Origin of the sequence: Streptococcus porcinus, assembly GCF_901542335.1 — a bacterium.
GTDB lineage: Bacteria > Bacillota > Bacilli > Lactobacillales > Streptococcaceae > Streptococcus > Streptococcus porcinus_A.
The window spans coordinates 391,328-405,586 of sequence record NZ_LR594036.1; the positions used below are offsets into that span (position 1 = coordinate 391,328).

General features: G+C 36.4%; 12 protein-coding genes and 1 pseudogene. 12 read left to right on the top strand and 1 reads right to left on the bottom strand.

What is annotated here, in order from left to right:
- Positions 1-16: 16 nt before the first annotated feature.
- From FGK96_RS01990 to FGK96_RS02025, 8 genes and pseudogenes are all read left to right on the top strand, one after another.
- Positions 17-1,051: an ABC transporter substrate-binding protein gene (locus tag FGK96_RS01990; protein ID WP_138080871.1), complete on the top strand. Its 1,035-nt coding sequence runs from the start codon at positions 17-19 to the stop codon at positions 1,049-1,051.
- Positions 1,052-1,060: 9 nt separating this feature from the next.
- Entirely contained in the window at positions 1,061-2,140 is a 1,080-nt protein-coding gene (locus FGK96_RS01995; protein ID WP_138080873.1) for an ABC transporter ATP-binding protein, read from the top strand.
- Positions 2,141-3,805, top strand: a complete 1,665-nt coding sequence (locus FGK96_RS02000; protein ID WP_138080875.1) for an ABC transporter permease — start codon at positions 2,141-2,143, stop codon at positions 3,803-3,805.
- A 232-nt stretch (positions 3,806-4,037) separates the two neighbouring features.
- The gene (locus FGK96_RS02005) at positions 4,038-4,247 is read left to right on the top strand and encodes a hypothetical protein (protein ID WP_138080877.1); all 210 of its coding nucleotides are present in this window, start codon (positions 4,038-4,040) and stop codon (positions 4,245-4,247) included.
- Positions 4,248-4,456: 209 nt separating this feature from the next.
- Positions 4,457-5,416 carry a Gfo/Idh/MocA family protein gene (locus FGK96_RS02010; RefSeq protein WP_138080879.1) on the top strand — a complete coding sequence of 320 codons (960 nt, stop codon included), beginning with the start codon at positions 4,457-4,459 and terminating at the stop codon, positions 5,414-5,416.
- A 76-nt stretch (positions 5,417-5,492) separates the two neighbouring features.
- Complete coding sequence (locus tag FGK96_RS02015; protein WP_138080881.1) at positions 5,493-6,413, top strand: magnesium transporter CorA family protein; 921 nt, start codon at positions 5,493-5,495, stop codon at positions 6,411-6,413.
- A gap of 11 nt (positions 6,414-6,424) precedes the next feature.
- Entirely contained in the window at positions 6,425-7,501 is a 1,077-nt protein-coding gene (locus tag FGK96_RS02020) for an MmcQ/YjbR family DNA-binding protein (protein ID WP_138080884.1), read from the top strand.
- Positions 7,502-7,554: 53 nt separating this feature from the next.
- Positions 7,555-8,246 (top strand): annotated as a pseudogene (locus tag FGK96_RS02025) (B3/4 domain-containing protein); the annotation flags it as partial.
- Positions 8,247-8,445: 199 nt separating this feature from the next.
- Here FGK96_RS02025 and FGK96_RS02030 read toward each other — a convergent pair.
- Complete coding sequence (locus FGK96_RS02030; RefSeq protein WP_003082727.1) at positions 8,446-8,919, bottom strand: arginine repressor; 474 nt, start codon at positions 8,917-8,919, stop codon at positions 8,446-8,448.
- A gap of 142 nt (positions 8,920-9,061) precedes the next feature.
- Between FGK96_RS02030 and FGK96_RS02035 the strand changes: the two genes are divergently transcribed.
- The 4 genes from FGK96_RS02035 (at position 9,062) to FGK96_RS02050 (ending at position 14,259) form a co-directional block, all read left to right on the top strand.
- Positions 9,062-9,739 carry a Crp/Fnr family transcriptional regulator gene (locus FGK96_RS02035; protein ID WP_138080886.1) on the top strand — a complete coding sequence of 226 codons (678 nt, stop codon included), beginning with the start codon at positions 9,062-9,064 and terminating at the stop codon, positions 9,737-9,739.
- A 268-nt stretch (positions 9,740-10,007) separates the two neighbouring features.
- Entirely contained in the window at positions 10,008-11,240 is a 1,233-nt protein-coding gene (gene arcA / locus FGK96_RS02040) for an arginine deiminase (protein WP_138080888.1), read from the top strand.
- A 284-nt stretch (positions 11,241-11,524) separates the two neighbouring features.
- Positions 11,525-12,538 (top strand): ornithine carbamoyltransferase, encoded by a 1,014-nt coding sequence (gene argF, locus FGK96_RS02045; protein WP_003083426.1) that lies wholly within the window; start codon positions 11,525-11,527, stop codon positions 12,536-12,538.
- A gap of 227 nt (positions 12,539-12,765) precedes the next feature.
- The gene (locus tag FGK96_RS02050) at positions 12,766-14,259 is read left to right on the top strand and encodes a YfcC family protein (RefSeq protein WP_138080890.1); all 1,494 of its coding nucleotides are present in this window, start codon (positions 12,766-12,768) and stop codon (positions 14,257-14,259) included.

Genomic DNA, 14,259 nt, shown 5'->3' on the forward strand with positions numbered 1-14,259 from the left:
TAAAAGGAGTATGATTATGCGCAAAAAAAGCTTAACGGTCTTAATGGCCTTAGTTGCACTTTTAGGGCTATCTGCTTGTGGTTCAAAAGCTGAAAACAAGAAGGAAGCTAAAGGAAGTGATAAATTAGTTGTCTATTCTCCAAATTCTGAAGGCTTAATTAACGCTACGGTTCCGGCTTTTGAAGAAAAATATGGGGTCAAGGTAGAATTGATTCAAGCAGGAACAGGTGAACTCTTCAAAAAAGTTGAAAGTGAGGCAAATAAACCTGTTGCCGATGTTGTTTTTGGTGGTTCCTATACACAGTATGCCCAACATCCTGAACTTTTTGAAAAATACACAGCAAAAGATAATGATAAAGTTATTAAGGATTATCAAAACACAACGGGTTACTCAACACCTTATACTCTGGACGGTTCGGTTCTGATTGTCAATCCGGACCTTACCAAAGGGATGAAAATTAAAGGTTACAAAGATCTGCTCAATCCTGAACTTAAGGGGAAAATTGCTACAGCAGATCCAGCTAATTCTTCTAGCGCCTTTGCCCAGTTAACCAATATGCTGAAAGCCACTGGTGGCTATGACAAAAACACATCTTGGAATTATGTCAAAGATCTCTTCACATTAGTGGACGGTAAAATCAACTCTAGCTCATCAAATGTCTACAAATCTGTTGCTGATGGTGAAATGGCTGTTGGTCTTTCTTATGAAGATCCAAGCGTGAAATTACTAAATGATGGTGCTAATGTCAAGGTTATCTATCCGGAAGAAGGATCTGTTTTCCTACCAGCTAGCGCTGCTATTATTAAAAATGCACCAAATAAGTCAAATGCTAAAAAATTTATTGACTTTATCGTATCTAAAGATGCCCAAGATGCCCTTGGTACTGAAACAACGAACCGCCCTGTTCGTAATGATGCTAAGGTTAGTAAAAACATGAAGTCACTAAAAGATATTAAGACAATCAACGAAGATTATGATTATGTTATCAAACATAAAGCTGAGATTGTCAAACGTTACAACGACATTTTTGTTGATATTCAGTCTAAGTAGGAGCAACCTATGAGTCAGATTACCATTAAAAATGCTAAGAAAATTTATCATGATACACCAGTCATTGAAAACCTCAATGTTGTGATTCCAGATGGTTCTCTCTTTACTTTGCTTGGGCCCTCAGGTTGTGGAAAAACAACATTGTTACGAATGATTGCTGGTTTTAATTCTATTGAGGGTGGAGACTTCTATTTTGGAGAAGAACGTATCAATCAAAAGGAACCGAGTCGTCGCAATATTGGTATGGTTTTTCAAAACTATGCTATCTTTCCTCATCTTTCTGTAAAAGATAATGTAGCATTTGGATTAAAGCAACGACAATTATCAAAAACGGAAATTGAATGTAGAGTTGATAAATACCTGAAACTGATGCAAATTGATCAATTTAAAGACAGGAAACCAGAAAATTTGAGTGGCGGACAACAGCAAAGGGTTGCTTTGGCGCGTGCTTTAGCTATTAGTCCTGATGTTTTGCTGATGGATGAGCCCCTTAGTAACCTGGATGCTAAGTTACGGATTGACATGCGTCAAGCAATCAAAGAAATTCAAAAAGAAGTTGGTATTACAACAGTCTATGTTACTCATGATCAGGAAGAAGCTATGGCGATTTCCGACTATATTGCAGTTATGTATTTGGGTGAAATCCAGCAGATTGGTAAGCCTAAGGAGCTTTATCATCGACCAAGTAATGAATTTGTCGCTACTTTTATTGGACGCACTAATATGCTAGATGCTGACTTAATCCATCAAGATACTCAAGCTTATTTACAGTTTAAAGATGGTTACACAATCTCCTTTCCATCTTTAAATCATCTGCAGGATCAAGCTGTCCGGGTAAGTGTTCGTCCAGAAGAGTTTATTAGGCAAAGTGATGGGCCTATTGAGGCTGTCATTAAAGATAGTACCTACTTAGGCTTAAATACGGAATATATCGTTGAACCCCCCTTTGCTAGTCGTTTACAGGTGATAGAAGAATCAACCTTGGAGGAAGATTTTGGTCCCGGTGATACAATCCGTTTGGCAATTAATGCTCAGAAAATCAATGTCTTTTCCGCTGATGGTAAGGTGAATTTACTGGGGGTGAAGTAGATGATAAAACACCTTCAAAAAATGAATATTTGGATTATATCTTCGATTATCATTTTTATTTCCTACTTGCTCTTTTTGATTTATCCTATTGTTACTATCCTTAAACAAGCTTTATTTGTTGATGGTCACCTTTCTATCCAGAATTTTATGACCTTCTTCGCTAAAGACTATTATTTTGAAACGTTATTAAATAGTTTTAAAGTCTCTATCATGGCAACCCTATTGTCATTGATTGTCGGGACCTTGCTTGCCTATTGTTTTGCTATGTTCCGCTTTAAAGGAAAAAAATATTTACAAATTTTGGTTATTATCGCCTCAATGTCGGCACCATTTGTCGGAGCTTATTCATGGATTCTCCTATTAGGACGTAATGGTGTCATCACCAAATGGTTGCAAATGACTTTTGGCATACCCAAAATTGATATTTATGGCTTTTCGGGAATTGTTCTAGTTTTTACTTTACAACTCTTTCCACTAGTATTCTTATATGTTAGTGGAGCCCTTAAGAGTATGGATAATTCCTTACTTGAGGCAGCAGAAAGTATGGGTGTTAAAGGAAGAAAACGTTTGACAAAAATTGTTCTACCTCTTTTAGTGCCAACACTCTTAGCTGCGGCTTTACTGGTCTTTATGCGTGCTTTTTCTGATTTTGGTACCCCGATGCTAATTGGAGAAGGCTACCGCACTTTTCCAGTTCTTGTTTATTCTCAATTTATTAGTGAGGTTGGAGGGAACTCCGCTTTTGCATCAGCTTTAGCCATAATTGCGATTACTATTGCACTCCTTATTTTCTTAGTGCAAAAATACTTGTCACAAAAGCACAGCTTTAGCATGAGTTCCTTACATCCAATAGAAGCAAAGCCACTTAATGGGTGGCAAAAAATAGTGGTCTATCTTTGGGTTTATGGGATTATCGGTCTTTCAGTATTACCACAGAGCTACTTGATTTACACATCTTTCCTCAAAACATCCGGAATGATTTTCGTACCAGGTTATTCACTAAATAGTTATGTACAGGCTTTTAATAGAATGGGGACAAGTATTCTGAATACCTTACGTATCCCTCTTATGGCCTTGTGCCTTGTTCTCATTTTTGCAACTTTTATTTCTTATCTCAGTGTTCGTAAACGTAATGCTTTTACCTCTTTAATTGATAGTATGAGTATGGTACCTTACATCGTCCCAGGGACTGTAATGGGGATAGCCTTTATTACAGCTTTTAATACCGGTATTGGTGGAAGTGGTTTTCTAGCCATTATAGGGACATCGCTGGTTATGGTTATCTCTTTAGCTGTCAGAAGATTACCTTATACCATTCGCTCTTCAGTCGCTTCGCTACACCAAATATCTCCAAGTATTGAAGAAGCTGCTTCTAGTTTAGGAAGTTCACGCTTAAATACCTTTGTTAAGATAACAATTCCAATGATGTTATCGGGCATTGTATCAGGTGCTATCTTATCTTGGATTACCATGATTTCAGAATTATCAACCTCTATTCTTTTGTATAATATCAATACGAAAACGATGACAGTTGCTATCTATACTGAAGTTCTTCGAGGTAATTACGGGATTGCAGCAGCCTTATCAACAATTCTGACAACCGTCACAGTCTTGTCGCTTTTACTTTTTATGAAAGTTTCTAAGAGTGATAGCATCACGATGTAGAACTTAACCCTAGTCTTTGTAAAGAAGACTAGGGATTTTTGTAAATAAAAGTAGTGTGCTTATAGCTCTTGGCGTTATTTTGAAGGTTGTTTGACAACAAGATCTATTTTTTGATATCTTGATCGTTTTTTTAATATCATTTTCGAATATCTAGATGAAGAATAATGGGAAAATAGCCAGTTTTGGGAAAGAATCACGTCATTATAATATCGTCATAATAAAGGAGTTTTGTATGTCAGAATTAACCTCAATCTGTCTGTCAGATGACTTAAACCAACAATTGAACTTTTGGATAAGCGCATATCATATCAATAAGGCAGAATTTATTAATCAAATAATTAGCGAAAAACTAGATTCACTCTATGCGATTCAAGAAGCTAATTTAGCTATGCGGGACTGGATTAAAGAACATCAAAATTCGTATTTTAGCCCTATAAAATGAAATATGCTGACAAGTCTGGAAGGTTGGCAACAATGGTTTTCTACCGTAGAAGCCTTATGTGCTCCAAAAAGGGAGTGTTAAAAGGAAGAACTTAAAAGAAGCTGCAAAGTTATTTATATATTGGAATAGATTGGAAGGTTAGTTTCATTTCTGCCAATTTTTCTCCTTCGTGTTATAATAGTTTTATAATATAGGAATGGGGATTTGAAATGGCGATAGTGAGGTATGGTGTGGTGTCTACGGCTCAAGTAGCACCAAGATTTATTGAAGGTGTCCGGTTGGCTGGGAATGGTGAAATAGGTGCTGTTTCTAGTCGTTCTCTTGAAAAAGCAAGGACTTTTGCGGCACAGTATCATATTCCTAAAGCTTACGGTAGTCTTTCTGGAATGCTTGCAGATCCAGACATTGATATCATTTATGTCCCTACAATTAATAAAGATCACTATAATTGTGCAAAAAAAGCCCTACAAGCTGGGAAACATGTCTTAGTAGAAAAGCCCTTTACCCTTACATATGCAGAAGCTCGGGAGCTTTTTAATTTGGCATATCGTAAGAAGCTTTTCTTAATGGAGGCTCAAAAATCAGTTTTTATTCCTCTCACGGATATAATCAAAAAGACCATTCAATCTGGGGAACTGGGAGAGATTCTTTCCGTTAGCTCAACCACTGCTTATCCCAATATAGACCATATTACTTGGTTTACGGATTTAGAAGCAGGTGGAGGCACGGCTCATTTCATGGCGCCATATGCATTTTCATACCTTCAGTATCTTTTTGACTGTCCTATTGAAAAGGCTGGTGGTATAGCTAACTTTCCAGAGGGGATGAGTGATAGTCAGTCTAAGATTCTCTTGCAAATGGGAAATGGTGTCCTAGTTGATATTTTTCTAACGACAAAGCTTAAGTTGAAACATAAAATGACTATCCGAGGAACCAAAGGAACATTAGAGATTCCTAGTTTTTGGAAATCAACAATGGCGACGCTGACCTATGAAGATGGCAGCCGCAGATTATTAGAAGCTCCCATGGACAGTGATTTTGCTTCTGAAGCTTATCACGTTAGTCAAATGGTTCAAGAAGGTGCGACAACGAGTCCGATTATGAAACCACAGATTACTCTTCTCACCATTAAAATTATCGAGGAACTTTATAAATCTTGGGGAAAATAAAAGGTACAAGTAGTGCCTTTTTTGGTTAGTAATAGTAATATAGTAAGGCAGAAAAGAGTCTGGAAGGAGTAGAGTTATGTCCGGTGAAATAAAGACGCAGGAGTTGCTTAGAGTTATCAATGTGGATCATTTATCTCCAGACGATAAACGGTTATTAATGACTTTAGGTAATCTGGGTCATGATGTTTTAGATTACGCTCAAGATAGCAATGAGACAGCGTTCGTCAAAGAACAAGATGGATGGTTGGTTGCAGTATATCAGTTATTGGAAGACAAGATTGTATCCCTAAAGGATGGTAACGTTCCTCGGATTCTGCCCATGACCTTTCTAATCAGTAATCAGACATTACTGATTTTCGAAACAGATGAAACGGCGCAACTATTGGCTAAGGTTATAGACCGAGTCAATCAGAGACAAGAACCTAAAAAAATCATGCTCCAGTTGCTGACCTTATTTACAAAGTCCTACTTTACAGAAGTAGAGGTTATGGGAAAAGAGCGTGATTATCTGATGAATCAGTTGCGACAACGTCCGACTAAGAAAAATTTAACAGAATTAGCTAATTTGCAGAGTAGCTCTGTTTATGTCGTGATGGGAACTCAACAAAATGGAGAAATGTTAGCAGATTTTCAGGAACTGCCTAGCTATAACAGCTTTAGTGATCAAGTCAAAGCCGAGTTGCGTGATACAGTGATTGAGGTTAAGCAATTGTCCAATATGTGTTCTCTACATACGCGAATTTTGGAACAATTGGCAAGCTCTTATAATAATGTTTTAAGCAATCGACTCAATGATAATGTGACTTCTTTAACTATTTTTACAATCGGCCTAACTGTTATTACAACGGTAACTAGTTTTTATGGTATGAATGTCAAGTTGCCTTTTGCTAAGGTAGATATTGTGTGGTTGCTTATTTTGATTATTACGACAATTATCGCTTTGATTCTCATGCGCTTCTTGCGACGGTTTGTGAATGATGGCCATCGCCATCTTTAGAAAGTGAATTTATGACGATAGAAGAAAATGTCTTTCGAAAAAGGCAAATACAACTGGATAGATTAGTGCCTTTTGGTTTTGTGTCCCAACAGGATGGCTCGTTTGTCTATCTAGCAGACATTCTGGATGGCGCTTTTACTGTTCAGGTAATAGTTAATGCAGAAGGTCAGCTATCTAGTCGAGTTATTGACAATGATATGGAGGAAGATTATTTAGCAATTTATTTGGAGAAGATGGTTCCTAGCTATGTAAGACAAGTTCAAGCTGCCTATCAAGGAATTCTAGAAGAAATTTCGGAAGCTTGCTGTCTTTATCTCCCTTTTCATTCAAAGCAGATGAATCGGCTTAATCAGCGTCTAATGGATACGTTTTGTGACCCTTTAGACCAACCTTTTGATAGTCATTCTGACACCTATTCTTATAGGGTTGGAGGTAAGTGGTATGCTTTAATTTTTTCTCTTCCCCTGAAGAAACTGGAAGGGATCGCTGAGGGATATAAAAATAAAACTGCGGAGGTGCTTAATCTTAAAGTGAGCCTCTATGAACTGGGTGTGCTACTTTCTCAAGAAGGTATTTATCCTGCTTATCATATGTCTAAAAAGTCTTGGATTTCAATTATTTTGGACGATAGTCTCCCTGATCAGACTATCTGGGAGCTTATTCTTACGAGCAGAGCTTTAGTAGAACCGACACTTTTAAAGAACTCTAAGGAACCGGACTTTTGGGTTATTCCCGCTAATCTTAATTATTATGATATTGATAATGAATTTGCGGTTAGTACAGATATTTTATGGACGCAGAAAGCTTCAATAAAAGTTGGGGATTATGTTTTTATTTATATAACTGCTCCAACTAAAGCTATTCGCTATGCTTGTCGTGTTTTAGAGGCCAATATTCCTAATGAGGGTTTTCGTTCTCGCAAGGATATTAAGAACCTAATGCGCTTGCAACTATTAGAAAGCTTTACAGATGACCAGTTGCCTCTAACACTTTTACAAGAATATAATGTGAAGTCGGTCCGTGGGCCGCGTCGCTTAACTTCAAAATTTATTGCGTTTTTACAGGAAAAAGGGTATCTTAAAGGCTAATATATTTATGCTATTGAAAGGAGCTAGTCTATGTCACGTTTTATAGTTGACCAGAGTTATTTCCAGAAGCACAATTAGGAGTTATTCTCTTACGCGATTATCGGTCTTCAGAGGAGTCGTCTGAGGTGATAAAAGAGATTTTAAGAGAAAGTCAGTCTCTTGCCAAGGAATACCTGACAGAAAATAATTTTGCAGATAATGAGGTCATTCAGACCTACCGCAATGCCTACCAACAGTTTAAAACGAAAAAAGGAGCTCGTTCCAGCATTGAAGCTCTGTTGAAGCGCGTGTCAAAGGGAAATCAAATTCCCTCCATTAGCCCCTTGGTTGATATTTACAATGCTGCTAGTTTATGTTTTGGTTTACCAGTGGGTGCTGAAGATTTAGATAGTTTTGTTGGTGATTTGCGCTTAACCATTACAGATGGTAATGATTCTTTCTATTTAATTGGTGAGGAAAATAGCTCACCAACTTTGCCAAATGACCTTTGTTATAAAGATGATCTTGGTGCAGTTTGTCGTTGCTTAATTGGCGTGATGGTGAAAGAACGATGAATACTGCTAATACTAAAAATGCCTTTTTAGTCATTGAACTGTTAGATAGAAGTAGGAGTGATCAATTGATAGAAGCGTTAGATTTTATTGAAGGCCATGCCAGGTTACAACTTGGAGCGGAAACAGAAAGGTATGTTTTAAGGAAAGAAAACTATTATATTGATCTGGGGAAAAATTCAATAAAAGGTTAGAACTTTTTGAGCGCTATCTCAAACCATGTTGTATTTATTCAGATATTGATAAAGGCTCTTCTTTTTAGCACCTTTAATTGATAAAGACAGAAACGTTTTTCAGAGGATTAATCTAACAGTATAGAAGATTTTTAAAAGAAAATAAAATAAAGACAAGTAGGACTTGTCTTCAAGGTATGCTTTTTAGAAAAGTTAGGGTTTACTTATTGCTAAAGAAAAATGGTGGGGTATAATTGCTTAAGGTTTCAAAGCAAGCTTTTGCTCCGTCGTTGTCTTCGCAGATGATCAAACAGGTATCATCTCCGCAGACAGTCGCTACAATTTCTGAAATCTGCATAGCATCTAAGATAGAACCGAATGACTGGGCTAGTCCAGGAAGGGTTTTAAGAACGATTTGATTCTGAACAATTTTTAACATGACTAAGGCGTCTTCCATATAGAAGCGCAAGCGATGCTCCCATCGACTTTGGGAAATGGATAAGGTTTCGTAGTGTGTAGACTCGCCATTTGAAACTTTAACTAAATTTAACTCTTTCATATCGCGAGAAAGGGTAGCCTGAGTAATGTGAATTCCGTTTTTTTCCAAGCGACTCTGTAGTTCTTGTTGGGTGTGAATAGTTGTTTCTGAAATTAATGAACGAATGAGTTGATGTCGAATTTCTTTTTTATTCATATTCGTCTCTTCCTTTAATTTTCTGCAATCAACCCGAGTATATCAAAAAGCTAATCTTCTGTAAAGAATTTTATAGAAACGCTTACAATAGGCTAATCTTTGTGGTAGAATTAGAATAACATAGGGAAGTTGGAGGTTGCATTTGATTAGACGTGAAGATTATCAATATTTAAGAAAATTAAATGATTTTAAATTTTTCTCCATTGAAGAATTTGACAAAATTGTTGGTCAGATGGAGCGTCGCAAAGTACAAAAGGGCCATATTTTGTTTTTTGAAGGAGATAAGCGTGATAAATTGTTTTTAGTAACATCAGGCTATTTCAAAGTTGAACAAACCGACCAATCTGGCTCCTTTATATATACGGATTTTATAAGGCATGGAACGATTTTTCCCTATGGTGGAATGTTTACAGATGACGCTTATCATTTTTCAGTTGTAGCAATAACAGATGTCACTTACTATTATTTACCCACAGATTTGTTTGAAAAATTTTCAGCAGATAATCCCAAACAAATGGTTCATCTCTATAGTAAACTGTCTCGGCTATTAGAGTTGCATGAGTTACGAGTTCGTAATTTAATCACTTCTAGTGCTAGCGAGCGTGTTATCCAGTCTTTAGCTATTCTTTTAATCGAGATGGGGGATGAGGAAAATAAATTACCATTTCAGTTGACTTCAACAGATATTGCCAACATGAGTGGTACGACTCGTGAAACAGTTAGTCATGTTCTAAGTAAACTTAAACGGGAAAAATTATTAGTGAGAAAAAATAAATATTTAACGTTTTTAGATAGAGATTTTTTCTTAAAACATACCTAAGGATAAAGATACAACTTAATTTTTACTTTTTTTAAAATTTATAACTATAAATATTTTCGCAAAAATGTAAAAAACATACAAGAAACCGGATACATTTTAATAAAATTTCATTTTTTGAATAAAATCAGTAAGCGATTTCACAATAAAAGAGTGAAATTTACCCCATATATTCCTTTGTTAAAATGTAAACTATGTATGTAAGCAAGATTGAACAAATCTTGAAAGGTGAATTCACACAACTTATCATTTAGAAAGAGGTTAAAAAGTTATGACTGCTAAATCACCGATTCATGTTTATTCTGAAATTGGCAAACTAAAAAAAGTTATGCTCCACAGGCCTGGTAAAGAAATTGAAAATTTAATGCCAGATTATCTAGAAAGATTATTGTTTGATGATATTCCTTTTCTAGAAAACGCTCAAAAAGAGCATGATGCTTTTGCACAAGCTCTTAGAGAAGAAGGTATTGAAGTTCTTTACCTTGAAAAATTAGCAGCTGAATCATTAATTAACGATGATGTTCGTAAAGCTTTTATTGACGAATATATTGAGGAAGCTAACATCAGAGGCCGCTCTACTAAAGAAGCAATTCGCGAGTTGCTTTTGTCAATTAAAGATAACCAAGAGTTGATTGATAAAACAATGGCTGGAGTTCAAAAATCTGAGCTTCCAGAAATCTCTGACGATGAAAAAGGTTTAACAGACCTTGTAGAATCTGACTATCCGTTTGCGATTGATCCTATGCCAAACTTATACTTCACTCGTGATCCGTTCGCAACTATTGGTGAGGGTATTTCGCTAAATCACATGTTCTCTGAAACTCGTAACCGTGAAACACTTTATGGTAAATACATTTTCACTCACCATCCGGAATATGGTGGTAAAGTGCCAATGGTTTACGATCGCAGTGAAAATACTCGTATTGAAGGAGGAGATGAGCTCGTTCTTTCTAAGGATGTTTTAGCAGTAGGTATTTCACAGCGTACGGATGCAGCATCTATTGAAAAACTTTTGATCAATATCTTTAAAGAAAATCTAGGCTTCAAAAAAGTATTGGCCTTTGAATTTGCTAACAACCGTAAATTTATGCATTTGGATACTGTTTTCACTATGGTTGACTATGATAAATTCACAATTCATCCAGAGATTGAAGGTGACTTGCGCGTTTATTCCGTAACTTATGAAAATGATAAACTTAAAATTGTTGAAGAAAATGGTGATTTAGCAGAACTTCTTGCTAATAATCTAGGTGTTGACAAAGTTGAGTTGATTCGTTGTGGTGGTGATAATATTGTTGCTGCTGGACGTGAACAATGGAACGATGGTTCTAATACTTTAACAATTGCACCAGGTGTTGTAGTTGTCTATAATCGTAACACTATTACAAACGCTATCTTAGAATCTAAAGGTTTAAGACTTATTAAGATTGAAGGAAGTGAACTTGTTCGTGGTCGTGGTGGACCTCGTTGCATGTCAATGCCATTTGAACGTGAAGACCTATAATATCGCCTTTCAATAGGATGAAACGAGTCAGAGGCTCGGGTTAATTCATACTCTACTGACGATAGTTAGTATCTTTCATAAATAAAGTAGTAGTGGATTAACTAAAGACTATTGTCCCCTTACTATATAGTAAAAACACATAGTGTATGTGGAAATCAGGTCTAACCATTAGGGCGCTTCTTTATCCGTTAGAACTTGATTTCCCATAACGCTATATGTCTAAAACAGCGAGATAGTAAAATCTCAAAAAAAACAAAAATTTTATATTTTGAAGGAGAAAGAAAATGACTCAAGTATTCCAAGGACGTAGCTTCTTAGCTGAAAAAGATTTTACACGTGAAGAATTTGAATACCTTATTGATTTAGCAGCTCACTTAAAAGATCTAAAAAAACGTGGTATTCCACATCACTATTTAGAAGGAAAAAACATTGCCCTTTTATTTGAAAAAACTTCTACACGTACTCGTGCAGCCTTTACAACTGCAGCAATCGATCTAGGAGCACACCCTGAATACCTCGGTGCAAATGATATCCAACTTGGTAAAAAAGAATCAACAGAAGACACAGCAAAAGTTCTTGGACGTATGTTCGACGGTATTGAATTCCGTGGATTCAGCCAAAGAATGGTTGAAGAGTTAGCTGAGTTCGCAGGAGTTCCAGTATGGAATGGTCTTACTGACGAATGGCATCCAACTCAAATGCTTGCTGATTACCTCACTATCAAAGAAAACTTTGGTAAACTTGAAGGAATCACGCTTGTGTACTGTGGTGACGGACGTAACAATGTTGCTAACTCACTTTTAGTTGCAGGTACTATGATGGGAGTTAACGTACACATCTTCTCACCAAAAGAATTATTCCCTGATGAAGAAATTGTTAAGTTAGCTGAAGGCTATGCTGAAAAATCAGGAGCACATATTTTAGTTACCGATAACGCAGATGAAGCTGTCAAAGGTGCAGATGTCTTCTACACTGACGTTTGGGTTTCTATGGGTGAAGAAGATAAATTTAAAGAACGTGTTGAATTACTTCAACCTTATCAAGTTAATATGGAGCTTGTTAAAAAAGCTAACAACGACAAACTTATCTTCTTACACTGCTTACCAGCATTCCATGACACAAAAACTGTCTATGGTAAAGATGTCGAAGAAAAATATGGCGTATCTGAAATGGAAGTTACTGATGAAGTATTCCGTAGCGATTTTGCAAAACATTTTGATCAAGCTGAAAATCGTATGCATACTATTAAGGCAGTTATGGCAGCAACTCTTGGAAATCTTTTCATTCCAAAAGTATAATAGCAATCTGATACTCCCCTAATTAATTAATACTTAACTTTACTAATTTAACTGTTTAACAAAATATATTAGGTAACTCCTTATACCTACAGTAATGAAAGACTTTATTAACTCCTTATAATTAAAGTAACACATAAAATGTAATTATTAATTACAGTCGTTCTGGTTCTGGCGGCCTTGACCGGAACTGGGACGACTGATTTTTATTGAAAAAGAGGTAAATTCTTATGGAAGAAAAAAAACGGGGGTTTAAAATTCCTTCTTCTTACACTGTCCTTTTCCTTATTATTGCCATTATGGCAGTGCTAACTTGGTTTATTCCAGCTGGTGCCTATGATACTGCAAAAGATGGCAGTGTTATTTCTGGCACATATCATGCTGTTAAATCTAATCCTCAAGGAATTTATGATGTTTTTATGGCTCCTGTTCGTGGGATGTTAGGAACTAATAAAACAGAAGGTGCTATCCAAGTTTCCTTCTTTATCTTAATGGTAGGTGGTTTCCTTGGTGTAGTTAACAAGACTGGTGCTCTTGACCAAGGGATAGCATCCATTGTTAAAAACAATAAAGGTAGAGAAAAAATGCTGATTGCTATTTTGATTCCTATCTTTGCACTTGGTGGCACTACTTATGGTATGGGTGAAGAAACAATGGCTTTTTATCCCTTACTTATTCCAGTAATGATTGCCGTTGGTTTTGATACACTTGTGGCTGTAGCTATTATTTTAATAGGCTCACAAATTGGTTGTTTGGCCTCAACGATTAATCCTTTTGCAACTGGTGTCGCTGCTGACGCCGCTCATGTAAGTATTGCTGATGGTATGGTTTGGCGATTTATTCAATGGGTTGTTTTAGTTGCGATTTCAATCTGGTTTGTCTATGGATATGCAAGCAAAATCGAAAAAGATCCAAGTAAGTCATTAGTTGCTGACAAAATGGCAGAACATAAAGAATTATTCAAGCTTGAAAATACTGATATGGACATGTCTAAAAAACAAAAACATGTTATTTGGGTTTTTATTTCTGCCTTTATCATTATGATATTGAGTCTAATTCCATGGGAAAAATTTGGTGTTAAACTTTTTGCAGATATTAATGCTTGGCTTACAGGGCTACCTGGCTTTGGTACAGTCTTTGGTAAAAGCGTTGCTCCACTAGGAACTTGGTATTTCCCAGAAATTACTATGCTCTTTGTTATGATGGGAATTTTGGTAGCAATGGTTTATAAAATGTCTGAAGAAGATTTCATCTCTTCATTTATAGCAGGGGCTGCAGATCTTCTCGGCGTAGCCATTATCTGTGCTGTGGCTCGTGGTATTCAAGTTATTATGAATGATGGTATGATTACATCTACTATCCTTTCATGGGGTGAAAAAGGGCTTTCTGGCCTTTCATCTCAAGTCTTTGTCTTATTAACTTATCTTTTCTATCTTCCAATGTCATTCTTAATACCATCTACTTCAGGTCTTGCTGGAGCAACAATGGGGATTATGGCACCTTTAGGCCACTTCTCAAATGTACCAGCTCACCTTGTTATCACAGCTTTCCAATCTGCTTCTGGTGTTCTTAATATGATTTCACCAACATCAGCTATCTGTATGGGAGCTCTTGCTATTGGGAAAATCGACCTCACAACATGGTGGAAATTTGTTGCTAAATATATGGCGATTGTTATCGTTACAAGCGTGATAATCCTAATGGTAGCATCGTTTTTTAGCTAA